We start from the raw sequence: 24,537 nt of genomic DNA, 5'->3' as shown, positions 1-24,537 counted from the left end.
GTCTGCATCGCCGATAGGCGTCAGATAAATGCTGCTACCGGGCCTCAAAGGCCCAGACATATGACGCGGGGTGGAGCAGCCCGGTAGCTCGTCAGGCTCATAACCTGAAGGTCGTAGGTTCAAATCCTACCCCCGCAACCAAATTTAAGGCCGATCCCCACCACGGGGGTCGGCCTTAAATCTTTGTTGAGCGGGTCCAGGCTTTGTTCCTTGTAAAACAGACTAACCGTCTGTTTTACCAAAGGTTCCTAGCGAAGCTGACGAGGAGCAGAGCGACGAGACTAATCCTACCCCCGCAACCAATAAAAAGGCCAGAGGTCCATCGGGCCCCTGGCTTTTTTATTTGGACGAAGGGTGCGGATTTTAATCTACTGGTTCGGGCGGAGGAACTGCAACGCTGTTCCGGAGACAACGGAGCAAAGCGAGGAGAAATGACGGAGTGAGCAAAGCCAAACAAAGGTAAATCCGGAGCGCCGTTAGGACCGTATGAAATGTATCACGATTGGCAAAGAGCATCATGCGGCACATACTGATAGTTTTTGGCGACCAGCTAAGTCTTGATCTCGCTTCCCTGCGAAGCGGGGACCGGGCCTCAGATGGAGTTCTGATGATGGAAGTGGCCGCCGAAGCACGGACCGTGAACCATCACAAAAAGAAGCTGGCGCTTTTGTTTTCCGCCATGCGCCATTTCATTGACGATCTCACAAAAGACGGCTGGCAAACGGATTATGTTTCCCTGGATGCGCCCGATAATAGTGGCGATTTCAATGGTGAAATTCGCCGCGCCGTTGCACGCCATAATCCATCAAGGCTGGTGTTCGTGGAGCCAGGCGAATGGCGTGTGCTGGAGATGATAAAGGCACTGGCGGCAGACCTGGATATCCCCGTCGACATATTGCCGGACGATCGCTTCCTGTGCAGCCGCGACGCCTTTGCCCGCTGGGCGGATGGGCGGCGCGAACTTCGGATGGAGTATTTCTACCGCGACATGCGGCGCCAGACCGGTCTGCTGATGGAAGGCGAAAAGCCCGCAGGTGGGCGCTGGAATTTTGATGCGGAGAACCGCAAGCCCGCGCAGGATGACCTGTTCATGCCCGCGCTCAAAACCTTCAAGCCGGATGCCATTACCCGCGATGTGCTGGAGATGGTCGACCAGCGTTTCCCCGACCACTTCGGCACGCTCGCGGGTTTTGGTTATGCGGTCACGCGGGCGGATGCCGAAGCCTGTCTTGACCATTTCATCAACCATGCGCTTCCCTCCTTTGGCGACTATCAGGACGCCATGCTGAAGGGTCAGCCGCATCTCTATCATTCGCTTCTGTCGCCTTACCTCAATATCGGCCTCTTGGACCCGATGGACGTCTGTCGGCGCGCGGAAGTCGCCTACCTTGGCGGTCATACCCCCCTTAACGCTGTTGAAGGTTTCATTCGCCAGATCATTGGCTGGCGTGAATATGTGCGCGGCATCTATTGGCTGAAGATGCCGGAGTATGAAGGCCTCAATGCCCTGAAGGCGACACGTAAGCTGCCGGATTTTTACTGGACGGCGGACACGGATATGGCCTGCTTGAAGGAAGTCATCGGGCAGACGCTTGAGCACGGTTATGCCCACCATATCCAGCGCCTGATGATCACTGGCAATTTTGCCATGCTCGCTGGGGTGGACCCGCGTGCGGTGCATGAATGGTATCTGGGTGTCTATGTGGATGCGTTTGAATGGGTGGAAATGCCCAACACCATCGGCATGAGCCAGTTTGCCGATGGCGGCATCATGGCCAGCAAACCCTATGCTGCCAGCGCCAACTATATCAGCCGCATGTCGGACTATTGCGAAAACTGTCGCTACCGCGCCGATGTGAAAACCGGCAACGGCGCTTGCCCTTTCAATGCACTTTACTGGGATTTCCTCGACCGGAACCGTGATGTGCTGGCAAAGAACCCGCGGCTCAGGAACCCTTATGCCACCTGGGGCCGGATGTCGGTGGAAAAGCGGGATGACTATCTGCGCACCGCGCAGGCATTCCTGGAACGCCTGGATGGCGGCAGTCAAAAAGAGACGGAGGCAGCGGCATGATGGACGGTGCCCCATACCCTGAAAGTTCAGCTTATGACCTGTCGCACCTGCTGATAGAAAGCACAGACGCCGCCGTGGTGGTGGGGGCATCTGGCGGCATAGGTAGGGCGCTTTTGGCGTCCCTTGAAGATGTCAACCCTGCAGGGCCTGTGATTGGCTTGTCCCGAACGGGCGACCAGCCCATAGACCTTCTTGATGAAACATCTATCAAGGATGCCGCAGCCAGTATCCGGCGGCAGGGCCTTTCGCTCAGGCTTCTGATCGTCGCAACCGGCGTGCTTGAAACGACTGAGACCCGGGCGGAGAAAAGCCTGCGCGAGCTGGATCACGCGTCCATGCGGAAGATGTTTGAGCTGAACACCATCGGCCCTGCGATGGTGCTGAAGCACTTCCTGCCGCTGGTGCCCAGGAAGGGGCGGTCTGCTGCCATCTGCCTTTCGGCCCGCGTTGGCAGCATTGGCGATAACCGCCTGGGTGGCTGGTACAGCTACCGAGCATCCAAAGCGGCTTTGAACCAGATAGTGAAATCCGCTTCGATAGAGTTGGCACGCAAGGCGCCCGAGGCTGTTTGCGCCGCTATGCATCCCGGAACGGTGGACACGCCGCTGACGCGCCCTTTCGCCAAAACAGGGCTGGAGGTGCAGCCGCCCGCGTTGGCGGCAGGCCGGATGCTCCGTGTGATTACAGGGTTGCAGCCCAAGGACACTGGCGGTTTTTTCGACCACAAAGGCAAGAGGATAGAATGGTAAGATTTGGCTTCATACTTTTGGCATTCGTGCTGGCATTCACCCAAGCCGGCACCCACGCGGCCCACGCGCTGGATGCTGTGAACCATTATGATGTGCTCAGGAACGGCAAGAAGATCGGCGATCATGAAATCCGTTTTTCGCGCACGGGCAGTACGCTTCAAGTGGTTTCTGAAACCCGGATGAAAGTGAAATTCCTGTTCTTCACGGCCTATCGGTACCATTACCTGTCGGAAGAAATCTGGAACGGTGGCCAGCTTGTCAGTGTCACGACAGATGTGAATGATAACGGAAAGCTCATCAGCACACAGATTGCCGCCGACGGCGAAGGCTATGTCGCCACGGACGCGGACGGCAACACAAAGCGCATTGGCAGCAGCTTTTTCACCACCAACCACTGGAATGTTGGCGTAGTGGCGGCAGAAACGCTTTTCAATACCATCACCGGCAGGCTGAACGCGGTTCAAATAACCGGGGCGACAGAGGAAGCACCGCGCACAGACGCGTTTGACCTTCAGGTGCGGGGCGATCTGGATATCGACACCCGTTATGACGTGATGGGCAATTGGCTGGGCATGTCTTTCTATCACGACGATGGCAGCCTGATCGAATTCCTCTGCACCGACTGCCGCAACACGCTGGAGGTACCGTCATGATTGTCTGGATCACCGGTGGCAGCAGCGGCATCGGGCGCGAGCTGGCGCTGCAGTATCTGGCGCTTGGCCACAAGGTATTTGTCACGGCCCGGTCGGCGGACAAGCTTGAGGCCCTTGAAGACGAAGCTGCCGCGCTTGAAGGCGAGTACAAGTGGGCGGCGGCTGATGTTTGTGACGCTGAAAGGCTGAAAACTGCTTACGGGGAGCTTGAGAGCCAATGGGGTACGCCCGACCTTGCGGTGCTGAATGCCGGCACACACACACCGACATCCGCCCGGCGCTTTGATCTGGCGACGCACGAAACCCTGATGCAAGTGAACTATATGGGGGTGCTGAAGTGCCTTGATGTGGTGCTGCCTGCCATGCAGACGCGCGGGCGTGGGCAGGTGGCGCTGGTATCATCGCTTGCGGGATATCGGGGACTGCCGGGTGCCAGTGCCTATGGCGCGTCAAAGGCGGCGCTGATCAATTTCGCAGAAAGCATTCGGGAAGAACTGAAGCAGGACGGCATCGACATACGGCTTATCAACCCCGGTTTTGTCAAAACCCCGCTGACGGACCTGAATGACTTTCCGATGCCGTTCCTGATGCCGGTGGACAAGGCGGCAGCGCGTATCATTCGCGGGCTAGAGAAAAGCGGGTTCGAGATCACTTTCCCAACCCGCTTTGCTTTTGTGATGAAGCTGTTGCGTCTGCTGCCAGACAGGCTTTATCTGGCAGCTACCCGTAAAATGATGCGACAGGATTAGGCTATTCCGCTGCCATCTCTGCCGTGCTGACCTGCGCGTCTTCGGCGCGGCGGAAGCTCAGGAATACGGTGCCTATCTTGAAGCCCCAGCGGTATACGGTCGCCTTGTTCAGAAGCGTGCCATCGTTTTGCAGGAACATCCAGTCGTCGAACTTCACGTTCCAATAACCGTCACCCACCTTCAGCTTGAATTTATATGCCCAGTGGAAGCTGTTACCGGCTGTCTCACCCTCGGCCTCACCGATGGCCATTTCCGTACGGCCTACGTAAGCGTTCGGGCCAACTTTATCGATTTCCCAGCGGCGGAATTCAGTTGAGCCGTCGGCATAGAGGAAATTTTCATCCAGCGTCAGCGTCTTGCCGTCGAAACTGCCGTTGATATCAACGGTGAACTGGGTGCGGACATTGCCGAACCGGTCCTCAAACAGCCCGGTCGCTTTGGTCTTTCCGGTGAAATAGTCCTCGAGAACGAATGGGGGTTCCTGATCTTTGAACTGTTCTACTGTCATGGTCGTGCTGCAGGCGGTCAGGCACAATAGGGCCAAAGCCATTAGAAAAAGATGCCGTGCCACTCCTGTCTCCTTTTGTTGAAACATCTGAAAATTGTACGGATTCCGCCGTATGGTGGATTAGTCGAGTTCTTCAGAAATCCGCCACAATTTGATCGTTGCAGCAGTTTTAAGGAGCGCGGGCATGAGGGCATACACAAGGGCTACTACAATCGGTGGCACTTTGCCGCCCGTTATTGTCTCTGCAGCACCCAGTGCACCGAACGCCAGCAGGATGGCGAAGGCAAAAGCAAGTTTGCTGATCATGCCCCAGATGGCGAAATGACTGGCTATCTCATTGTGGCCCAGACGGCCCCGCTCCTTGGCAATGTCGGCCAGCACGGATGGGCCAAGCGCCAGCTCTGCTGCCAGGGCAAAGCCCGTGACAATGCAGATGCCGTAAAATGCCGCCACTTGCCCGGGGCCTAAAAGGGTTGCGATCGGGAAGGCGAGGCATACGACGGCCATACCGGTTGCCATGATGCGCTTCTTGTTGCCGCCCTTTGACAACCGGGCCCAAAGCGGCATGGCCAGCACGGCGGCAGCAAAATAAATCAGGATTGCCATGTCTTTCTGCGCGTCTGTGCCCATCAGCACCTCGCTGACATAAAGCGGGAACAGTGCGGCGGGGATGGCGCTTGCAGTGGCGGTGAAGAACCAGATGCTGCCGAAGGCCCGCATTTTGGGGCTGGTGGCTATGGCCTTAAGGCTGGCACCAGACTTGTGGGCCGTGGCCGCGTTGCTGCCATGCGGCAGGCACAGCATCGCCAGTAACATGGTCGACGCTGCCACGGGGATGAGCAGTGTGGGTATGACGGGCAGGATGTCGCCACTATAGGCGATGGGTAGCGCAAGCGCACACAGCATGCCCACAAGCGACCAGCCCTCGCGCGCCGTGGTGAAGCGCGTTGTCTCAAGCTCATCAGCTGCAATATCAGCGCCCCAGGCCTGATAGGGGATCATGACCATGGTCCAGCCGATATACAGAAGGGCAGACCAGCCACCCAGATAAAGCGGGGTCACTTCACTGCCGGGCCTGCACAATTGGATAAGCCCTGCGGCCGCAAGGACGCCGCCCGCGGCCATCCAGCCCTTGCGCTTTAGTACCGGGTTCTTTGTGCCATCGCTTAGCTTGCCGACAAGGGGGTCGCTGATCATGTCGATGAGCCGCGAAAGAAACAGCGCCAGCGCCACTGCCGTGAAGCCAAGCGCTTTATTTTCCGCATAATAAGCGGGCAGGTAAACCGCGAACGGGATCAGCGGGAAAGCAAGTGCGAGGGCTGGCAGACCATAAAGCAGCAAGTGAACAGCGTGCCTGATGCTGCTTCCTGCCCCCGTTTCTGCCTCAGGCTTTACCGATAACATAGTGGCTGACATCAATTGTCTCTTCGCGGAACCCTGCCTCGCAGTAGGACAAATAGAAGCGCCAGGTGCGCAGGAACTTGTCGTCAAAATCCTGTGCGCGCACACCTGTTTCGGCCGCGTTGAAGGCGTCATGCCACAGCCGCAGGGTTTCAGCATAATCCAGGCCGAAGTCCAACTGGGACTTGAGCCGAAGGCCTGCGCCCGCAAACTGCTGTTTCAGGACTGCGTCAGAAGGCAGCATGCCACCTGGGAAGATATATTTCTGGATGAAGTCCACGCCGCGGCGATAGCCCTCAAAGCGATCGTCTGCAATGCGGATCACCTGGATGCCGATATTGCCGCCGGGCTTGAGGCGCTTCTTCAGCGTCTCGAAATAGGTGGGCCAATATTGTTCGCCCACGGCTTCCAGCATTTCGATGGAAACGATATGGTCGAACTCGCCTTCAAGCTCGCGGTAGTCGCACAAAAGAAGGTTGGCTGCCGCCCCCCGCTTTGTCGCGGCCAGGCGTTCGCGGGCATAGGCCAGCTGCTCGGCAGACAGGGTCACGCCGGTGACCCGGCAATTCAGTTTGTTGACGGCGAAATCGGCAAAGCCGCCCCACCCGCAGCCAACTTCCAGAATATGATCGCCCGCCTTGATACCGACAGCTTCGGCAAGGCGGCGATATTTATTCTCCTGCGCGGCTTCAAGGCTCATGCCTTCACCTTCAAAAAGCGCCGCGGAATAAGTCATGCTTGGGTCCAGCCACAGCTTGTAGAAGTCGTTCCCCAAATCATAGTGATAGCTGATGTTGCGGCGGCTGCCCTTTTTGGTGTTGCGATTGAAGAAATGGCCAAGGCGGTCCATCAGTTTCAGGGCCCGCAACTTGGGCAGGCGGCTTTCAAGACGGTCCATGTTTGCGGCCAGAAGCTGCAGCAGCGCCGTCAGGTCGGGCGTGTCCCATTCACCGTCCATATAGCCTTCTGCGAGGCCAACGGCGCCACCTGTGAGCGTTCGGCGGATCGCGGACCATTCTGCGATATGCATTTCCGCCCGGTAAGGACCCGGGCTGATGGTGCCGGCAAAATTCTGCACATAGCCGGACGGGAAGGTGACCCTGAGCGTGCCAAGGGCAAGATGGTCCAGAATGCGGGCGAAAAGCTTTTCTGCCAGGGTGGGCTGCTGTGCGATCTCTACTCTCTTGAAGCTGCCGTCCATATTAGCCTCCGTTCCTTTTGGTCTGACTGTCGGCATGGCCCACACGGGCTAACTGAATACGGTCTTTTGCCTGTTCCGGTTTGCTGAAAACTTTCAGTTTTTTCAGCCAAAGGCGCAGGGCCTCATAGTGAATGGCCGCTGTAACCTTGAAGGTGACGAACGGGATTTTCAGGAACAGCTGCATAAGGTTCCTTGCCGTCAGCGGCATGGGTGCCACCGTCAGGCAGGCCGTCATGTCCAGCACGCCGTCCCGGCCCAGATAGTTGATGGCAAGACCCAGCTTGCCTGCCTGTTCGCGCACACGGAACCTGTATGTTCCTTCGACGGGATAGAAGGGAGAAACGTGAAAGCTTTTGTCCGCGTCATGCAGCGGCACTGTGGCTTGGGGCTTGTCGGCGCAATAGATATAGCTGTGGCTCTCACCGAAAGTGTTGTGCACTTCATAAACAATCGCCAATGTCTCGCCGCTTGAAGACAGGCAGAAAAAAACAGTCAGCGGATTGAAGCCGTAGCCCAGAAGCCGGGGCATGGTGAGCATCATGACGCGGGCAGGTTCTTCGGCCACGCTGCCCTTCACCAGTGACAGGACATGGTCCTTGAGCGAAGAGCCGTCCCTGAGGCCATAATCTTTCTCGTAAACCGAAAACAGGTTTGGCGCATTAAGGGACAAGCCCTTCGGTAATGCTGTGCGGCCCTCGGTGAAGGCGTCCAGATCCAGCATCAGATAATAGATCGGATAGCGGAAGGCGTGCTTTTTGGGCCGCCGCCTCTTGTGCCATACATCACCCACATAAAGGGCTGTCTGGAATCCCTTGGTCATGCCGGTTCCGCGACCGCGTTCAGGAGCTGGTCACCGAAGCCGATTCGGGCATTCTGGCCTGGCACCTGCCAGGGGCGCGGCACACCGCCCAGAAGTTCGGCCACGGCAAGCCCGGCCTGAATGCCGTCCTCGTGAAAGCCATCCCCCAGATAAGCGCCGCAGAACCACATGTTGTCCGTGCCCTGGCTCGCCCAAAGTTGCTGGCGGGCATCGTGGCAGGCCTGGTCAAACACGGGGTGCTCATAGTCATACCAGCCATGGACAGTCTCGCGCCGGATATTGCGGTCGGGGTTCAGGGTCACGATCACCGGCTCGTCTGTATTCAGGTGCTGAAGCCGGTTCATCCAGTAGGAGACTGCGGGGCCAGCGGTTTCCTTGCTGCGGCGCTCGATATAATTCCAGCTGGCCCAGGCAGCCTTGCGCCGCGGCATCAGGCCAACATCCGAATGCAGCGCCACCTTGTTGCGGCTGTAGCGCATGCTGGAAAGGGCGTTGGCAACAGCTGGGTCCGGCTGGGCAATCATCCTGAGAGCCTGATCGGAATGGCAGGCAAAGACAATATGATCAAACAGCTGCCGGTTCCCCGTCCGTGTGACAAGTTCGAGCTTGCGGCCCGCCTTGCGTACTTGCTCGACCGGGTCTGACAGGTGGATTTTGTCTGCAAACGAAGCCGACAGGCGCTTCACATATTCCCGGCTGCCGCCCACCACGGTGCGCCATGCGGGCCTGTCTGTCAGTTGAACCAGGCCGTGGTTCTTGAAGAAGCGAAGGAAGGATGCTGCGGGGTAATCCAGGATGTCGGTGCAGTTGCTGGACCATATTGCCGCGCCCATGGGGGCCAGGTGATCCTGCACGAAGGCGCTTGAGAAGCCATGGCGCGCCAGAAGGGTGCGCAGGCTGATATCGTCCCTGCCGGCTTCCTCCAGGAAGGAATCCGTGTGCTTGTAGAACCTTAGGATGCCGCTGATCATCTTCCAGAAGCGCGGCCTTAAAAGGTTGGCGGGTTGTGCCAGCAGGCCTGCGCCATCACCGCCGGAATATTCGAACCTGCCGTCATCCAGCGACACGGAAAAGGACATGTCTGTCCCCGCTGTGGGGACAGCCAGCCGGTCAAACAGCGCGGTCAGGTTCGGGTAATTGGTCGGGTTGAATACAATGAAGCCGGTATCGACCGGGATTGTTTTTCCACCGATCTCGATATCCACCGTGTTGCTGTGGCCGCCGACATAGTCGTTGGCCTCAAAGAGCGTGACGTTGGCGCTCTGCTCAAGGAGCCAGGCGCTTGAAAGGCCCGAAATCCCGGTGCCGATGATGGCGATGTCCTGGTACGCAGGGTCGCGACAGGGCGGGTAGGTGATCAGGGTTTGGTGCAAGGCTCTTTCTCCGCTAGTGGGTACCTAACCAGATACGCGGATTGCCAGCTGCCAGATCATGCTGCGAATTCGGCAATCTGTCGGAAAGCCGGAAGTTTGCAGTGCGGTCTTGAACAAATGCTACCTCCGCAAACAAATGATCAAAAGGCATTATGGGCTGCGCGACTGGACTTGAGCCGAGGTTCATACAGAGCAATGCGAAGCGGGGAGGAAGGCCAAAGACCTGACGAAACTATGCCGACCCACAAAAATAAATCGCCGAGATGCTCAAGATTGCGGTGTTGTAACCCTACCGTCTTATGGCCTCTATGGATCGACCAAACCAAAGGGCGTGGAAGGCCTGCGGTAGTCGTCAGACAGAAGCGAGCGGCCGATCGGCGGCTCAGCGCGGGCCAAGCAGTCACCCCGATGGCACAGGCGACAGGTAACGCCGATTGGCGTCGGCTGAACGGCAGAGATATCTGTATCCTGCGTGTAAATCAGCTTGTGAGCATGCTGCGAGGAGCAGCAAAGGGCGATGGCCCGTTCAATCTGTGGCCGTCCAAATCCGCCGCCGCCTGCCGTTACAGTACGGACGATTGAGAAGAAGCGCTCCCCGTCCGGCAGTTCAACCCACTGGGTGATCACCTCCCTCGGTTTCTTGAAGGCGCTGTGTACGCTCCAGAGCGGGCAGGAGCCGCCGTGGCGCGCGAAGGGGAAGCCTGCACCGTCCAGTCGTTTCGACACGTTGCCGGCTGCGTCCACGCGGATGAAAAAGAAAGGCACGCCTTCTTGCCCCGGCTTTTGCAGGGTGGTTAGCCTGTGGGCCACCTGTTCAAAGCTGGCGCCAAACTGCCGGCCGAGGGCCTCAAGGTCATAATGCCGCGTTTTGGCGGCTTTGGCGAACGCATGATAGGGCATCATGATGGCGCCGGCCGCATAGCTTGCAAGTGCCCGGCGTGTCAGCTTCTCGCCGCTCTCGGTGTCAAACTGTGTGCCGGCAAGGCAGTCGTCGATGACCTCTGTCATCTCGTTGTAGGCAACCTGGAGCGCGAGCTGGAAATTTGCGCTTGCGCCGTCGAGCGCTTCATCCAGCACGATCTCTCGGCGGTGCGTGTCAAACCGCCGGGTAAAGCCCATCATCACATCGGAGGGCAGGCGGCGTACCCGAAGGCGTTGGTCAGCAAAATATTGTTCAAAGCCGCCAACCCGCTTGATCTCCTGCGCCAGGCTTTCGGCCTTGCTGTCGATCTCAAGAAAATAGTTTTTGCGGGCAGCAAGGAACCGCCGGGCCTCGCTTACCGGATCTGGACCGCCTGTGCTTTCGCCCCCTGTCTGGTCCGCGAGCGCCATCTGGCCTTCCTGATAGGCTGTGTAAAGGCGGATAACGGCCTCGGCAGTGGCCGGGAAAGTGCTGCCAAAGTCCTGTATTTCCAGGGGCGACAGGTCCAGGTCCGCAAACAGGGGAGACTTGAAGATGGCGGCGATCTGGGCATTGAAGTCATCACCAGCGCCGCGCGCCAGGGACGCGATATCGGTGCGGTAAATCTCCGCAAGCTTGAGGAGCATGGAAGCGGTTACCGGCCGCTGGTTGCTTTCAATAAGCGCGATATAGGACGGCGAGACGTCAAGGTCTTCGGCCATCCCAACCTGCGTCAACCCCAGGTCACGCCGAAGCCGCCTGATGCGTGGCCCCATGAATATGCTGCGTTCTTTTGCCATGCTCGCCTCTGCAATTACAAAAGTAATATTACAAATCTTACAACATTACAAAATCTTTTGTAAGAATTTACAAGTTCACTAAATGCGGTGTGCAAAAATGTTTTTTCTCCCGTATCACCGGTGCAAGGCAGATCAGCCACCCTATCCAAGTGGGCGGTTGACAATGTGCAGAGGAGATTACGCGATGCCATTTGACAAAACAGACGGGAAAAAGATCATGAGCTATCAGGACGAGATCAAAGACGTTCAAGAGCTGATCAGCAGCTTTAAAGGCACTTGGGATGGCATCGACGCTGAAGCCGTCGCCCGTATGCGTGCGCAGAACCGGTTCCACACCGGCTTGGATATTGCCCGTTACACGGCGGACATCATGCGCAAGGACATGGCGGCCTATGACGCAGACCCAGCCAACTACACGCAGTCGCTTGGCTGCTGGCATGGCTTCATTGGTCAGCAAAAGATGATTTCCATCAAGAAGCACTTTGGTTCCACCAAGGGCCGCTATCTCTATCTTTCCGGCTGGATGGTTGCGGCGCTGCGGTCAGAATTCGGTCCGCTGCCGGACCAGAGCATGCACGAAAAAACATCCGTGCCAGCGCTGATCGAGGAGCTTTACACATTCCTGAAACAGGCCGATGCCCGCGAACTTGGCGGCTATTTCCGCGAGCTTGATGCCGCCCGCAAGGCTGGTGACAAAGCCCTTGAAGCCGAAGTTCAAGGCAAGATCGATAACTTCCAGACACATGTTGTTCCAATCATCGCTGACATTGACGCCGGCTTTGGTAACGCGGAAGCGACGTACTTGCTCGCGAAGAAGATGATCGAGGCCGGTGCGTGCGCGCTGCAGATCGAAAACCAGGTGTCAGACGAAAAGCAGTGTGGCCACCAGGACGGCAAAGTTACGGTTCCACACGAAGACTTCCTCGCGAAGGTTCGCGCTTGCCGCTATGCCTTCCTTGAGCTGGGCGTGGACAACGGCATCGTTGTAACCCGCACGGACAGCCTTGGTGCTGGCCTGACCAAACAAATCGCTTATTCCAAGGAAGAAGGCGATATCGGTGACCAGTACAATAGCTTCCTTGACTGTGAAGAAGTGGCAGCCGAAGACCTGAAGGGCAACGACGTTGTTATCAACCGCGGCGGCAAGCTGCTGCGCCCGAAACGCCTGCCTTCCAACCTGTTCCAGTTCAAGCCGGGCACGGGCGAAGACCGCTGCGTTCTTGACTGTATCACGTCGCTGCAGAATGGTGCTGATCTCCTGTGGATCGAAACCGAGAAGCCACACGTTGAACAGATTGCGGGCATGGTTGACCGCATCCGCGAGGTGATCCCGAACGCCAAGCTGGTGTACAACAATTCGCCGTCCTTTAACTGGACGCTGAACTTCCGCCAGCAGGTGTTTGATGCCTGGGAAGCTGAAGGCAAGGACGTGTCCGCATACGACCGCGCCAACCTGATGAGCGTTGAGTATGACGAGACTGAACTGGCTGAAGCCGCAGACGAGAAAATCCGCACATTCCAGCGGGACGGCTCCAAGCGGGCGGGTATCTTCCACCACCTGATCACGCTGCCGACTTATCACACGGCTGCCCTGTCGACCGACAACCTGGCCAAGCGCTACTTCGGCGAAGAAGCAATGCTGGGCTACGTGAAGCAGGTTCAGCGCGAAGAAATCCGCCAGGGCATAGCCTGCGTGAAGCACCAGAATATGGCTGGCTCGGACATCGGCGACGATCACAAGGAATATTTCGCAGGCGAAGCTGCGCTGAAGGCAGCCGGCGAAGACAACACGATGAACCAATTCGGCTAAGCGGCTGAACCGGAAGACGCGACTGCCGCCCTTTCCAAAAGCTGGGAGGGGCGGCAGTTATCATGTCAGGGACCGAATATTCGGGATGTATGATGGCATTTTAGTATAGTAATCAGTGATTTGATGCATGTGAGCGAGGGTGATTGAAATGACGGATCGGATTGAAGAAAACGGCTTGTTGGTGGCGAGCGAGCTTCACGGCTTTATTGAAAGTGAGGCGCTGCCGGGCTCAGGCATTGATGCGCAAACCTTCTGGTCTGGTCTCGCGGATCTCGCCAAAACCTACGGCCCCAAAACCAGGGAGGCTCTGGCGCACCGTGATGCCCTTCAAGCCAAGATCGACGCCTGGCACAAAGATCATCCCGGCCCGAATTATGATTTCGCTGAGTATAAGGCCTTTCTGAAGGACATCGGCTATCTGGAGGAAGAGGGCCCGGCCTTCAAGATTGAAACCCGGAATGTAGACCCGGAGATTGCCACTATTGCTGGGCCGCAGTTGGTGGTGCCGGTGATGAATGCCCGCTTCGCGCTGAATGCGGCCAACGCGCGCTGGGGCAGCCTCTATGACGCCTATTATGGCACTGACGTGATCGCCGAGACGCCGGGGCTGGAGAAAACAGCCAAATACAACACGGCGCGCGGCGCTGTGGTGATGGAAAAAGCAGCGGCTTTCCTGGATGACGCGGTGCCGCTGGTGGGCGCCAAGCACGCCGACGTGGCAGCATACAAGGTTGAAGCCGGTAACCTGAGGGCTGAGACAACTTCAGGCGAAACTGTCGGCCTTGCGGACGCTGGCCAGTTTGCCGGATATCAGGGGGTGGCAGAGGCGCCATCCTCTGTCCTCCTCAAAAACAACGGCCTGCACATTGATATCCAGATTGACAGAGACCACCCGGTTGGCGCTACCTCTAACGCTGGCGTGAAAGATGTTGTGTTAGAGGCTGCCATCTCAACCATCCAGGACTGTGAAGACTCTGTCGCTGCCGTGGACGGTGAAGACAAAACCACCGTTTACCGCAACTGGCTTGGCCTGATGAAAGGGGACCTCAGCGAAACCTTCATTAAGGGCGGCAAGGAGATGACGCGCCGCTTGAACAAGGACCGCGTCTACACGTCGCCGGACTGTGGCAGCTTGACCCTGCCGGGCCGCAGCCTCCTGCTGGTGCGCAATGTCGGTCACCTGATGACAACGCCTGCGGTCCTTGATGAAGCTGGTAACGAGATTTCCGAAGGCCTTCTGGACGCATTGGTGACCAGCCTGTGTGCCCTTCATGACCTTGCGAGGAAGGGCGATAACGCCAACAGCCGCACTGGCAGCATTTACATAGTGAAGCCGAAAATGCATGGCCCGGCAGAGGTGGCGCTGACCAATGAGATCATGGGTGCGGTTGAAGATATTCTCGGGCTTGAGCGTTTTACAATCAAGGTCGGCGTGATGGATGAAGAACGTCGCACCACAGTAAATCTGAAAGAGTGCATTCGCGCGGTCAAAGACCGCCTGGTGTTTATCAACACAGGTTTTCTGGACCGCACGGGTGACGAGCTTCATACCAGCATGGAGGCGGCAGCCTTCCTGCCCAAGGGCGACATCAAGGGCGAGCCCTGGATCGCGGCCTATGAGGCCTGGAATGTCAATATTGGCCTGGAGTGTGGCCTGCAGGGCAAGGCCCAGATCGGCAAGGGCATGTGGGCCATGCCAGACGAGATGGCCAGGATGATGGCGGAAAAGATCGGTCACCCAAAAGCTGGAGCCAACTGTGCCTGGGTGCCTTCACCGACAGCCGCCACGCTGCATGCCCAGCATTATCACATGGTGTCCGTGGCCGACCGCCAGCGGGAACTCGCCAGCGCGCCGCGCGCCAGCCTGGACGATATCCTGACCGTGCCGCTCATGCGCGGGCGCAATCTGTCTGATGACGAAGTGCAGCGTGAGCTGGATAACAACGCGCAAGGCATCCTGGGCTATGTGGTGCGCTGGGTTGACCAGGGGGTAGGGTGCTCCAAAGTGCCGGACATCAACAATGTTGGCCTTATGGAAGACCGGGCCACGCTTCGGATTTCCAGCCAGCATGTCGCCAATTGGCTGCATCACGGCATCTGTACCGAAGCGCAGGTCATGGAAGCGCTGGAGCGCATGGCGGCGATTGTTGACAAACAAAATGCCGGAGACCCTGCCTACCGGCCCATGGCGCCAGACTTTGAAAGCAGCATTGCCTTCCAGGCGGCCGCTGATTTGATTTTCAAGGGACGCGAGCAGCCAAGCGGCTATACGGAACCCCTGCTGCACAAGCGCCGCCTGCAGGCGAAGGCAGCATACCGTTAGCAAGCTGGTGCAGTGATTGGCCAGGTTGGCCTTTAAACCTTGGTCAGGCATGGAGCCATGCCTGACTGAAATCTGACCGCAGCGTCTTGATAGGTGCCGCCTGCTTCTTACAGCCTGTGGTGAGTATTCTGCTGTTCGCAAAAATCGATTACAAAATGAAAAATAATCGATTGGATTGATTTAATTGGTATCGCTATTGTCTTCTCAACAGCCAAGACCGGCTGACAGATTTTTTGAGGAGACATCCAATGGCAATGATCAACAAATCCATCCCTGAGTTCAAAGTAGAAGCTTTCCATGATGGCGAGTTCAAAACCATCACAGATGCCGATGTTAAAGGCAAATGGTCCATCTTCCTGTTCTACCCGGCAGACTTCACCTTCGTGTGCCCGACCGAGCTTGAAGACATGGCCAATCACTATGAAGAGCTGCAGCGCCTTGGCGTAGAAGTATATGCTGTGTCTACTGACACCCACTTCTGCCACAAAGCCTGGCACGACAGCAGCGATGCTATCGGCAAGATCAAATTCCCAATGCTGGGTGATCCGACAGGCGCTGTGACCCGCGGTTTCGACGTGATGATCGAGGAAGCGGCCCAGGCCCTTCGCGGCACCTTCCTGGCTGATCCAGACGGCATTATCAAGGTTGCGGAAATCCACGACCTGGGTATCGGCCGCTCTGCCAAAGACATGGTACGCAAAGTCAAGGCTGCCCAGTATGTGGCGGCAAATGACGGCGAAGTATGCCCAGCGGCGTGGGAAGAAGGCCAAAGCACCCTGACCCCAAGCCTGGACCTCGTGGGCAAGATCTAACCCCAGATCACCCCTCAGGCTTTGTGGCGCGCTGCATCCTCCCCCCCCCCCCAATCGCGGCGCGCCACTTCCCCCGAACCCAGATGACAGGAATAAACTGATGCTGACCAATGACATTATAAAAGCCCTGAAGGGCTACACAGCCAACATGCAAAGCGACATCACGTTCGTGCTGCAGACAGGCGACCATGCGAAACGTCAGGAACTGAAGGATTTCCTGACATCAATTGCGTCGGCCTCTGACCGACTTTCGATTGAGGAGCGCGATACGGGCGGCCTTCTCAGGAGTCCTATCAGCTTCCTGCTGGAGCGAGAGGGCGCGGACACTGGAGTGCGTTTTTCGGGCATCCCCGGCGGGCACGAATTCAATTCGCTCGTGCTGGCGATCCTGCACCTGTCAGGCACGCCCATCAAGCTGGACGATACGCTTAAGTCGCTGATTTCAGGCATTGCAGACAAGCTAGATTTCCAGGTTTATGTCAGCCTCAGCTGCCATAACTGCCCGGATGTGGTGCAGTCGCTCAATCAGTTCGCGGCGATCAATGACGCTATCAGCGCAGAGATGATCGATGGTGGTCTGTACCCAGAGCTGGTAGCAGAAAACAATATCCAAGGCGTGCCGACGGTGCTGCTGAACGGCAAACCGTTCGCGACCGGAAAGATCGATACGTCGGTTATCATATCGAAGCTTCTGGAGGCTTACCCCGGCATCAAGGACAGCAAGTCTAAACCTGCAGAAAAGCTGCCGCTACAGGATGTAACTGTTGTCGGCGGTGGCCCAGCGGGCGTCAGTGCCGCCATCTATGCCGCACGCAAGGGCCTGAAGGTGACCATGATCGCGGAGCGCTTCGGCGGCCAGGTGAAAGACACCATGGGGATTGAGAACCTGATTTCCGTTTCCAAAACCACGGGGCCAGAGCTCACGGGCGCCCTGATGGCTCACCTGAATGATTATGACGTAACACTGAAGGAGCATGTGCGCGTTGAAAGCGTTGAGAAGGGCAGCATCAAGAAATTGACGTTGACGTCTGGCGAGGTGATTGAAACCCGGACGCTGATTGTGTCCACGGGTGCCCAGTGGCGCAAACTGGGCGTGCCCGGCGAGGATGAGAACGTGGGGCAGGGCGTTGCCTATTGCCCGCACTGTGATGGTCCTTTCTTCAAGGGCAAGGATGTGGCTGTGATCGGCGGTGGCAACTCAGGCATCGAAGCGGCGCTCGATCTTGCGGGGATTGTCAAATCCGTCACCGTGTTTGAGTTCCTGCCGGAACTGAAGGCGGATCAGGTGTTGGTGAATGAGGCGCTCAAGCGCGACAACATCACCATCATCAAGAATGCCGCGACAAAAGAGATTACGGCTTCAGGCGGCAAAGTGACCGGCCTTGACTATCAGGACCGCGAAAGCGGTGATGTGAAGCACTGGGACGGAGCCGGCGTCTTTATCCAGATCGGCCTTGTGCCTAACAGTGGGTTCCTCAAAGGCGTGGTTGAGCTCTCGCAATATGGCGAGGTGATCATCAACGAGAAGGGTGAAACGTCAGAGCCTGGCATCTATGCCTGTGGCGACGTCACCACCGTACCATACAAGCAGATCGTCATTGCCATGGGCGAAGGCGCAAAAGCCTCCCTTGCAGCCTTCGAATATCTGATGCTCAGTCAGGACGAACAGCTCGCAGCATAGGAAAAATGGGGCCTAGGATCGCGATCCTAGGCCCCAAGCCTTTGAAGTATGGCGGAATCCCTACAGCAATTATGGTTAACCAAAGTAAAATTGCAATTTACTAAAATTTGAGGCAATATCCCGGCTTCGTGGGGCGAATTGGAAACTAATGGGAATGTTGGGAGATAACATGATGTTCAGTAAAGGCCGTGTGGCCGCTTTGGTTATGGGGATCGCAGTTGGCACGACTGGCGCTTTTGCCGGTGATACAGCGTCCGTTTCTTATGAAGGCACCTGCCTTGCACCGATCGCCGCCTACAAAGACGGCCTTCCTGCCATTGAAGGCGCTGCAGACATGTCTGCCGATCAGCAAATCGTTGCGACAACGGACATGTTCCGTACTGTTCTTGCGGCATTCGCTGAGGTTCAAGCCTGCCACCAGGGTCTTGTTGAAAACAATGGCGCTGATGAGAAATTCGCGTCTCTTTATGCCGGAACGCGCGAAACAAGCCGCGTGTTTGCACAGGTGCAAAGCGAATTTGAATCCAAGATCGAAGAAATGTCAGCGTCTGCCCTGTCTGATGTAGCACCGGCTGCAGGCGAAGATTCTGAAGCCGATCTGGCAGCGGAAGCGCAAACCTTCAATACCATGGAAATCCTGATGCAATCCTATATGGTGCTGGAGCGCAGCCAGGAACTTGGCAAGAAGCTTCTGAAGGTGTCTAGCTAAGACCTACTCATAGCCGATAGAATACAAAAGCCCGCCTTTTGGTGGGCTTTTTTTTATGGCGGGTCTGGGTCAAGAAACATCCCGCGCTGTTGCCAGTTTCCAGCCAGGATGGGCCTGTGCGAGCTGTTCACTTGCCCGAAGAAAGTCCGCTCGGCGAAACCCTATGCTGATCAGGTTTTCTGCGATCTCTGCCGCTTCTTCATATTGCTTTAGCCGCAAATAGGCTTTCATCAGCTCAAACCTTACGACAGGATGACACTTGCGCCACACGTCACCGAACTTGGACGTGAGACTCCTTAATGCTTTTTCCGCTGCTTCATTGTCGTCTTGCGCAAAAGCGAGTTCTGCAGAGGCGGTCAGGTAAACAGCGTGCATTTTCCTGCCAAATACCGACCTGAAGGAAATCGGCTTTGATGCTGTTTGAAAGTTCTGAACTTCAGAAAGCAGCAATTGTGCTTCATTCAGTCGGGCCAGGTGAACAAGTGCAATTGCTCGAAGGGATTTGGCTGTAAGCAGCCAGCTTTTCCCGTCTGCAGAGAATTCCGACTTCTTCAGGATTGCTTCTATCCATTGGTGAGCTTTCTCCAGTGTTTTTTCTGCATCTTTATACCGACCGTCAACAAGCTGCCCAAGCCCCAAAGGTATTCCAAGGCGAGCTGACATAAGTTCCTGCCGGAAATTCAAAGGTTCTTCCTGAAGGACTGCGGGAAAGGCCACTCGGGCCTTATGGAGCAGGTCTGCTGCCTCCTCGCCTCGCCCAGCATTGATCAGAGCTTCCGCCAAGGGCGCGTGAAAACGAAGATGCAGATAAAGATTTGGCGACTTTGGGAATTTTAAGTGAATGGCCTTGAATTGGAAAAGAGAGCGCTGCCAGCTTTCAATCGTTTGATCCAGCGATCCAGTAACTTCCTGCATGGCTGCCAGGTGCATGTAGCCGCCAGGTATAATGTCTCCAACATTCCGTGGGGACGGAACATTTCGCTGCGCTTTCGTTATGGCGAAACCTGCCTCAACATGTTTTTGGGCGGCTTTAGGCTCAAGTTTGTCCCGCTTCAATTTCCCCATCACCATATGGGCATCGCCCAGCACGCGCTTGTCATCTGGGTGGCGCTTTTTATCTACGGCTAAAAGCCGCTTTGCATAGTACATCCATTCGGTGGTGACTTTTTCTGCCTCGTCAAAGTCGCCTTGCAGCCAAGCCACTTCCTCCAGCAACCTGAGGACGGTTATGTGACTGCCAAGAACCTCAGCGTTGTCAGAGTTTTTTTTTCGCGAGGGACGAAGAGGTTTTATAAAGCGACCGCAGGCTTGCCCTTACACGCTCGCTATGACCTTGATACATTTTGCCACGGAGCAGGTAATTGATCCCCCGCAGTTTCTGGGCGAGTTCTTCTGGACCCATATTCGGGCTATTGGGGCCCTCATAATGCTCAACAACCCGATTGGTAAGGTTGTCGAGCAGGTCAACCTGACCTCTTTCAAATAATGTATATCCCAACTGATCTATGATGCTTTGGAGCAAGCTCTCCGTGTCATCTTGTTCATGCTGGGCTATGGCAAGAGCTTGCTCAGCCTGCCTCGTCGCAATGTAGGCGTGGTTTGCGAGCCCGGCTGTCAGCAGCATGCCTGCTGTTGCGAGCGCAGTGAACCCCCACAACCGCTTTTGGCGACGTTGCAGGTCGCGCCGGACAAGCGTATCGAGATTGACGCCCAGAATGCCCGCCACCACTTTCAGTAGCGCCATTTTCCTGCCGTCGCCTTGTGGCCTTGCATCTGCAGCCAACGGGACGCCGTAGATGGTCGATGTCTCCATGGTTTGGCGGAGGAGTGCTTGTGGAAAGCATTCGAGAGCCGGATCGAGCCCCCGTGCGGTAGCGAAGGGTTCGCCGTCCCTGATGATATAGAAGATATGGGCGTCACCGCGCATCTCGCGAAACAGTTCGATTTCCAGGTTTACGCCCTTGGAATGGGCAGCTTTAGGTGAGCAGACAACCAGAAGCGTGTCGCTCTGGCCTAATGCTTCCCTGATTTTCGCATCGACACTGCTTCCTGCTGCCAGCTCTTTTCTGTCTAGGAAAATGCGGTTCAATCTTTTTGGAACCGGGCCAGATGGGCTTTCGGTGCCGATAAGGTGTTTCGGTATGCGATAGTTTTCCAGGGCTTTAAGCAGCCAGCGAGCCCATTCGCTGTCCTCATGGCTATAGGATACAAAAGCTGAATACCATCTGCTTGTCATGGTATGCGTGTTGCTCATGAAGGCCTTGCTTCAGCGGCGGTATTTCCTGGGCCGCGGTCAAGTTCTTCCAGTTCCTGGAGGAAGTCAGGCCGGGCAAATCCGATTTCAGTCAGATTGTCGGCTATTTCCTGGGCCGCGCTCCATTGGCCGGTGGCGATGTAGGCTTTCATTAGCTCAAAGCGCACAACAGGATGGCTTTGTCGCCATTTAGGACCCAGGCTAGCAATCATCTGCTGGCGGATTGACCTCGCAAGGCCTGGAGTTCCCTGCATTACAGCAAGTTCAGCCCGAGCGTTAGCAAGGATCGAACGCGTCTTCCGGCCATGAATGGAATGAAGTAGCCGGGCTGGTGTTTGATCTGTTTCCTGCGTGACCTGGTTCATCAGGTGGACCGCCTTTGTCACTTGTCCCATCTTCGCCATTGAGAGAGCCCACAGGGTCTTTGAGGTCAGTATCCAGTTGACCGTATCAACTGACTCCAGCGAAAGCTGATACTGGGCTGTCATTCCTTCTGTGGCTTCGGCGAAAGCCTGTTCGGCATCGGCCCATCTGTTCTTGCCCATCAACAACAAGCCACGCAACATATCGCCTCGGAAAATCATTGTCCGATAGCGGTGGTTTTCCTCATTGTTGGCAAGAATCTTTCGAAGATTTTTCTGTGCCGCGTCCACAGCCTGCAGCGCTTCGTCACTGTGCCCTGAATTGAATAGAAGCTCCGCCAAATCAATATGGAAACGATAATAGAGGAGGTTGGCAACACCTTGAACGGGGGAAAGCTCCTGTCGCTTCCGGTAGAGATACAAGCTCTTTTCTAGTGAGGCAATTGCCTCAGGTAAGGGGGCCACGATCTCTTGAACCACTGAGAGGTGATAATAGCCACCATCAACATTCGCCACCTCTCGGTATGTCCCTATATTGTCTGGCATCTGTCCGACAGCGATCCTGATCGCGAGTCCTTCTTTTATCAGATCATAGGCTTTTTCAGGCTGTTGGAATGCATGCATTTGAACTTGGGCGAGATCAATCAGCGCATTGCCAATGCCAGCCCTGTCGTCCGGGTGCCTGTTCGGCTGTAGCTTGTATGCCCGCTCGGCGGTAGCAAGTCTTTCTTCAATCAGTGTCCGTGTTACTTCGTAGTCACCGGCAAGTAGCTTAAGATCGCTCAGGAGCTTCAAGATATAGATATGGGTCAGCAGCAATTCCCAGCTCTCGGGATGTTGCTCTATGGTTTCTCTGGTCTTTTGTCTCAAGTCTTCAAGGCGCTCGGCAATCTCGCTCTGGTCACTGTTAAAGATGCGACCCCGCGACAACATGGCAAGGCCACGCACCTTGCGTGCAATTTCCTTGGGGCCCATATCGGGGCTGTTCTGACCGTCGTAATGATCAAGGATGCGAGACGACATCGCTTCCAGAAGGTCCGCGTGCCCGCGCCGCCATAAATGTTGCCCTAGATCATCCACGATGTACTGGATCAGACTTTCGGCTTCATCCTGCTGGCGCTGTGCATGGGCAAGGGCTTCCTCGGCTCTCTGGGATGCCAGATAAGCCTGGGTGGCGAGTCCTGATGTCAGCATCATACCCGCTGTTGCCAGCCCCATAAATCCCCACAGGCGTTTTTGTCGGCGGTGCAGGTCGCGGCGGACCAGTGTATCAAGGTTTACTCCAAGGATACCCGCCACGACCTTAAGAAGGGCCATCTTTTTGCCGTCTCCCTGTGGGCGGGCGTCGTCCGCGGCCAGGGGAACGCCATAGGCGGTGGTGGTGTCCATGTCGTGGTTGATCAGTGCTTTGGGGAAGCATTCGAGCTCTGGATCCAGGCCGCGCGCTGCCGCGTGCGGTTCACCTTCCAGGATAATGTAGAAAATATGTTGGTCTCCGCGCATTTTGCGGAACAGCTCGATCTCCTGATTTACGCCGTAGGAATGAACAGCATTAGGCGAGCACGCGACAAGCAATGTTTTGCTTTGTTTCAGGGCTTCCTGAATCTTGGCATCAAGACAGGCTCCGGCTGCAAGCTCTTCGCGGTCACGGAAAATGCGGGTTAGCTTTGCAGGGACAGTGCCATTCGTACCCTTTGTCCCTACCAGATGGCCGGGGACACGATAGGCCTCAATGGCTTTCAATAGCCATTTTGCCCATTTGTCGTCCTTGTGGCTGTAGGACACAAATGCAGTGTAGGTACTATGTTCGGTCAATTCCCCGTTTCAACGGCGTTTCCGCCCCGACCCCCTCAAGTCATAGTCAGCGGATAATTTTCACGCTCTTCGGATCAATGATCCGGTAAAGCATCGCAGGCCTGTGGGCCCCGCGTGAGAATTTCTTGCCGGTTTCTTCAATCAGCTTCAGCGACAGGATCCACTTGCGGAAGTTCCGTTTGTCAAGCTCTCGCCCAATCGCCTGTTCATAAACCGTCTGTAGCTGTGAAAGCGTAAACTCCTCCGGCATGAATTGCAGGCCGATGGTGGAATATTCCATCTTTGCTGCAAGCCTGGCCTGGGCAACCTCAATGATTTCCTGGTGGTCAAACGCTAGCTGGGGCAGCTTGTCAATCGGGAACCATTGGGCTTCTTCAGCGTCAGTGCCGGCTGCCAACTCCATGCCTTCCGACGGGGTCAGTGTATAATAGGCGACACTGATGACACGTTCGCGCGGATCACGTCCCGGTTTGCCGAATGTATAGAGCTGCTCGAGATAGACGTCGGAAAGGCCCGCTTCTTCCTCAAGTTCCCGTTTGGCACATTCGTCCAGGCTTTCCTCCATCCGGACAAAGCCGCCGGGCAAAGCCCAGGACCCTTTGTGCGGATCCATCCCCCGTTTGATCAGGAGAAGATTTAGTTTAGCGTCCCGAACAGTGAAGATGACAATATCAGTCGTCACCGCCGGATGGGGATATTCATAAGTGTAAGTCATTCTTGTTCGTGTTCCTAAAACACATTAATTCTTATGGGCTTACTCAAAAACACAGATACTTGGTTATCAAAAAAAACACGTTGTCACTAGTATCAGATTTTTGCCGTGTGGATATATATTTTGTCAAAGGGCATATATTTTCACCGAGGCATGTGTATTTTGTTTTCTTGTATCCCGGATTCCTCTAAAGGTCTCAGGGAGGCTCGCCAGGATCAAGGTTTTTGTCGGGCTTTTGCCAAAATTCCATGATGGTACTTGACCCGCTAGCCGATTTGGGTTGGTATCGCATAAACGTAATTTATTAGGGTTTTTATACGGAGGGGTAGTATGTCGCTAATGCAGCTAGAGACCATTACAGGGCTGTTTCGCGGGAAAGAGTTGAGTGAAGCCGAAAAGAAAGAGGCTATCCGTGAAGCTCTGTTCATGACCCTGTCGCGCGCTACCGCTGCGGACAGCAATGTTGCGGGTCTTGAAGTTTCAACAGTGCAGGCCATCCTGAAGGACGCGGTTGGCGAAGACGTTAGCGAAAAAGATATTCGTGTGGCGGCAAATTCCGCGCTCTATAAAGAAGGATCGATTGAGAAGGTTCTGGGCAAGCTGGCAGGCAAGGTTGATGCGGCGGATCGCTGCTCAATCGTGAATGCGCTGGCGCAGGTTCTCAAGGCGGATGGCCGTGTCAGCCCGTTCGAGGTTGAATTCTTCAACAGTGTTGTGAAGGCCTTGGGGCTCAGCCACGCTGATGTTGCAGGCCTTGAGTAGGTCTTGACGAGGTTTTGGTGCTCAGGCACCGGGTAAAGGCGGGCTTGGCCCGCCTTTTCTGTATCTGC

Annotated in this window: 20 protein-coding genes and 1 tRNA gene; 11 read left to right on the top strand and 10 right to left on the bottom strand. The window is 56.0% G+C overall.

The window, feature by feature from the left end; genetic code table 11:
• Nucleotides 1–64 precede the first annotated feature (64 nt).
• The 5 genes from ACFO5Q_RS04385 to ACFO5Q_RS04365 all read left to right on the top strand — a co-directional run bounded on the left by ACFO5Q_RS04385 (nt 65) and on the right by ACFO5Q_RS04365 (nt 4,225).
• Nucleotides 65–141 (top strand) — tRNA-Met (locus ACFO5Q_RS04385).
• Nucleotides 142–517: 376 nt separating this feature from the next.
• Nucleotides 518–2,074, top strand: coding sequence for a cryptochrome/photolyase family protein (locus tag ACFO5Q_RS04380; protein ID WP_068147319.1), 1,557 nt, complete (start codon nt 518–520; stop codon nt 2,072–2,074).
• Entirely contained in the window at nt 2,071–2,823 is a 753-nt protein-coding gene (locus tag ACFO5Q_RS04375) for an SDR family oxidoreductase (protein ID WP_231727224.1), read from the top strand. Before ACFO5Q_RS04380 ends, ACFO5Q_RS04375 begins: the two co-directional genes overlap by 4 nt.
• On the top strand, nt 2,817–3,476 hold the full coding sequence (locus ACFO5Q_RS04370; RefSeq protein WP_068147322.1) for a DUF6134 family protein: 660 nt from the start codon (nt 2,817–2,819) through the stop codon (nt 3,474–3,476). The genes ACFO5Q_RS04375 and ACFO5Q_RS04370 overlap by 7 nt, the downstream gene beginning before the upstream one ends.
• A complete protein-coding gene (locus ACFO5Q_RS04365; RefSeq protein WP_068147324.1) occupies nt 3,473–4,225 on the top strand; it encodes an SDR family NAD(P)-dependent oxidoreductase in 753 nt (250 codons plus the stop codon). Before ACFO5Q_RS04370 ends, ACFO5Q_RS04365 begins: the two co-directional genes overlap by 4 nt.
• 1 nt (nt 4,226) lies before the next feature.
• Here ACFO5Q_RS04365 and ACFO5Q_RS04360 read toward each other — a convergent pair whose 3' ends face one another.
• From ACFO5Q_RS04360 to ACFO5Q_RS04335, 6 genes are all read right to left on the bottom strand, one after another.
• A complete protein-coding gene (locus ACFO5Q_RS04360) occupies nt 4,227–4,796 on the bottom strand; it encodes a DUF3833 domain-containing protein (RefSeq protein ID WP_231727225.1) in 570 nt (189 codons plus the stop codon).
• A gap of 57 nt (nt 4,797–4,853) precedes the next feature.
• Complete coding sequence (locus ACFO5Q_RS04355) at nt 4,854–6,149, bottom strand: MFS transporter (RefSeq protein ID WP_082719855.1); 1,296 nt, start codon at nt 6,147–6,149, stop codon at nt 4,854–4,856.
• Nucleotides 6,118–7,335: an SAM-dependent methyltransferase gene (locus ACFO5Q_RS04350; protein ID WP_068147334.1), complete on the bottom strand. Its 1,218-nt coding sequence runs from the start codon at nt 7,333–7,335 to the stop codon at nt 6,118–6,120. The genes ACFO5Q_RS04355 and ACFO5Q_RS04350 overlap by 32 nt, the downstream gene beginning before the upstream one ends.
• Nucleotide 7,336: 1 nt before the next feature.
• Nucleotides 7,337–8,155, bottom strand: a complete 819-nt coding sequence (locus ACFO5Q_RS04345) for a DUF1365 domain-containing protein (RefSeq protein ID WP_068147337.1) — start codon at nt 8,153–8,155, stop codon at nt 7,337–7,339.
• Nucleotides 8,152–9,528: an NAD(P)/FAD-dependent oxidoreductase gene (locus ACFO5Q_RS04340; protein ID WP_156431944.1), complete on the bottom strand. Its 1,377-nt coding sequence runs from the start codon at nt 9,526–9,528 to the stop codon at nt 8,152–8,154. Before ACFO5Q_RS04340 ends, ACFO5Q_RS04345 begins: the two co-directional genes overlap by 4 nt.
• 306 nt (nt 9,529–9,834) lie before the next feature.
• Nucleotides 9,835–11,229 (bottom strand): helix-turn-helix domain-containing protein, encoded by a 1,395-nt coding sequence (locus ACFO5Q_RS04335; protein WP_068147340.1) that lies wholly within the window; start codon nt 11,227–11,229, stop codon nt 9,835–9,837.
• Nucleotides 11,230–11,446: 217 nt separating this feature from the next.
• On the opposite strand from ACFO5Q_RS04335, the gene ACFO5Q_RS04330 reads away from it, so the two are divergent.
• From ACFO5Q_RS04330 to ACFO5Q_RS04310, 5 genes are all read left to right on the top strand, one after another.
• A complete protein-coding gene (locus ACFO5Q_RS04330) occupies nt 11,447–13,039 on the top strand; it encodes an isocitrate lyase (protein ID WP_068147750.1) in 1,593 nt (530 codons plus the stop codon).
• A 148-nt stretch (nt 13,040–13,187) separates the two neighbouring features.
• The gene (locus ACFO5Q_RS04325) at nt 13,188–15,362 is read left to right on the top strand and encodes a malate synthase G (protein ID WP_068147343.1); all 2,175 of its coding nucleotides are present in this window, start codon (nt 13,188–13,190) and stop codon (nt 15,360–15,362) included.
• A 248-nt stretch (nt 15,363–15,610) separates the two neighbouring features.
• Nucleotides 15,611–16,174, top strand: coding sequence for an alkyl hydroperoxide reductase subunit C (gene ahpC / locus ACFO5Q_RS04320; protein WP_068147346.1), 564 nt, complete (start codon nt 15,611–15,613; stop codon nt 16,172–16,174).
• A gap of 100 nt (nt 16,175–16,274) precedes the next feature.
• Nucleotides 16,275–17,855: an alkyl hydroperoxide reductase subunit F gene (gene ahpF, locus ACFO5Q_RS04315; RefSeq protein WP_068147348.1), complete on the top strand. Its 1,581-nt coding sequence runs from the start codon at nt 16,275–16,277 to the stop codon at nt 17,853–17,855.
• Nucleotides 17,856–18,024: 169 nt separating this feature from the next.
• Nucleotides 18,025–18,564 (top strand): hypothetical protein, encoded by a 540-nt coding sequence (locus tag ACFO5Q_RS04310; protein WP_068147350.1) that lies wholly within the window; start codon nt 18,025–18,027, stop codon nt 18,562–18,564.
• A gap of 69 nt (nt 18,565–18,633) precedes the next feature.
• On the opposite strand, the gene ACFO5Q_RS04305 is transcribed toward ACFO5Q_RS04310, so the two are convergent.
• From ACFO5Q_RS04305 to ACFO5Q_RS04290, 4 genes are all read right to left on the bottom strand, one after another.
• Nucleotides 18,634–19,767: a tetratricopeptide repeat protein gene (locus ACFO5Q_RS04305; protein ID WP_156431945.1), complete on the bottom strand. Its 1,134-nt coding sequence runs from the start codon at nt 19,765–19,767 to the stop codon at nt 18,634–18,636.
• Between the two features lie 52 nt (nt 19,768–19,819).
• A complete protein-coding gene (locus ACFO5Q_RS04300; RefSeq protein ID WP_231727243.1) occupies nt 19,820–20,800 on the bottom strand; it encodes a toll/interleukin-1 receptor domain-containing protein in 981 nt (326 codons plus the stop codon).
• A 14-nt stretch (nt 20,801–20,814) separates the two neighbouring features.
• Entirely contained in the window at nt 20,815–22,965 is a 2,151-nt protein-coding gene (locus tag ACFO5Q_RS04295) for a TIR domain-containing protein (RefSeq protein WP_197421051.1), read from the bottom strand.
• Nucleotides 22,966–23,041: 76 nt separating this feature from the next.
• The gene (locus ACFO5Q_RS04290; protein ID WP_068147360.1) at nt 23,042–23,710 is read right to left on the bottom strand and encodes an NUDIX hydrolase; all 669 of its coding nucleotides are present in this window, start codon (nt 23,708–23,710) and stop codon (nt 23,042–23,044) included.
• A gap of 327 nt (nt 23,711–24,037) precedes the next feature.
• On the opposite strand from ACFO5Q_RS04290, the gene ACFO5Q_RS04285 reads away from it, so the two are divergent.
• Nucleotides 24,038–24,469, top strand: a complete 432-nt coding sequence (locus tag ACFO5Q_RS04285; protein ID WP_082719856.1) for a TerB family tellurite resistance protein — start codon at nt 24,038–24,040, stop codon at nt 24,467–24,469.
• The last annotated feature ends 68 nt before the right edge of the window (nt 24,470–24,537 follow it).

Source organism: Kordiimonas lipolytica (assembly GCF_042651265.1).
Lineage (GTDB): Bacteria > Pseudomonadota > Alphaproteobacteria > Sphingomonadales > Kordiimonadaceae > Kordiimonas > Kordiimonas lipolytica.
Note: the sequence above shows the minus strand (reverse complement) of the source record. Positions and strands in the feature narration are given on the sequence as shown.

What these genes read in the sequence shown, in the direction of transcription:
- ACFO5Q_RS04290 (WP_068147360.1), bottom strand. Translation starts at nt 23,710, where the DNA reads ATGACTTACACTTATGAATATCCCCATCCGGCGGTGACGACTGATATT.
- ACFO5Q_RS04345 (WP_068147337.1), bottom strand. Translation starts at nt 8,155, where the DNA reads ATGACCAAGGGATTCCAGACAGCCCTTTATGTGGGTGATGTATGGCAC.
- ACFO5Q_RS04335 (WP_068147340.1), bottom strand. Translation starts at nt 11,229, where the DNA reads ATGGCAAAAGAACGCAGCATATTCATGGGGCCACGCATCAGGCGGCTT.
- ACFO5Q_RS04310 (WP_068147350.1), top strand. Translation starts at nt 18,025, where the DNA reads ATGATGTTCAGTAAAGGCCGTGTGGCCGCTTTGGTTATGGGGATCGCA.
- ACFO5Q_RS04365 (WP_068147324.1), top strand. Translation starts at nt 3,473, where the DNA reads ATGATTGTCTGGATCACCGGTGGCAGCAGCGGCATCGGGCGCGAGCTG.
- ACFO5Q_RS04300 (WP_231727243.1), bottom strand. Translation starts at nt 20,800, where the DNA reads ATGACAAGCAGATGGTATTCAGCTTTTGTATCCTATAGCCATGAGGAC.
- ahpF (WP_068147348.1), top strand. Translation starts at nt 16,275, where the DNA reads ATGCTGACCAATGACATTATAAAAGCCCTGAAGGGCTACACAGCCAAC.
- ACFO5Q_RS04370 (WP_068147322.1), top strand. Translation starts at nt 2,817, where the DNA reads ATGGTAAGATTTGGCTTCATACTTTTGGCATTCGTGCTGGCATTCACC.
- ACFO5Q_RS04325 (WP_068147343.1), top strand. Translation starts at nt 13,188, where the DNA reads ATGACGGATCGGATTGAAGAAAACGGCTTGTTGGTGGCGAGCGAGCTT.
- ACFO5Q_RS04330 (WP_068147750.1), top strand. Translation starts at nt 11,447, where the DNA reads ATGAGCTATCAGGACGAGATCAAAGACGTTCAAGAGCTGATCAGCAGC.
- ACFO5Q_RS04350 (WP_068147334.1), bottom strand. Translation starts at nt 7,335, where the DNA reads ATGGACGGCAGCTTCAAGAGAGTAGAGATCGCACAGCAGCCCACCCTG.
- ACFO5Q_RS04285 (WP_082719856.1), top strand. Translation starts at nt 24,038, where the DNA reads ATGTCGCTAATGCAGCTAGAGACCATTACAGGGCTGTTTCGCGGGAAA.
- ACFO5Q_RS04355 (WP_082719855.1), bottom strand. Translation starts at nt 6,149, where the DNA reads ATGTCAGCCACTATGTTATCGGTAAAGCCTGAGGCAGAAACGGGGGCA.
- ACFO5Q_RS04375 (WP_231727224.1), top strand. Translation starts at nt 2,071, where the DNA reads ATGATGGACGGTGCCCCATACCCTGAAAGTTCAGCTTATGACCTGTCG.
- ahpC (WP_068147346.1), top strand. Translation starts at nt 15,611, where the DNA reads ATGGCAATGATCAACAAATCCATCCCTGAGTTCAAAGTAGAAGCTTTC.
- ACFO5Q_RS04380 (WP_068147319.1), top strand. Translation starts at nt 518, where the DNA reads ATGCGGCACATACTGATAGTTTTTGGCGACCAGCTAAGTCTTGATCTC.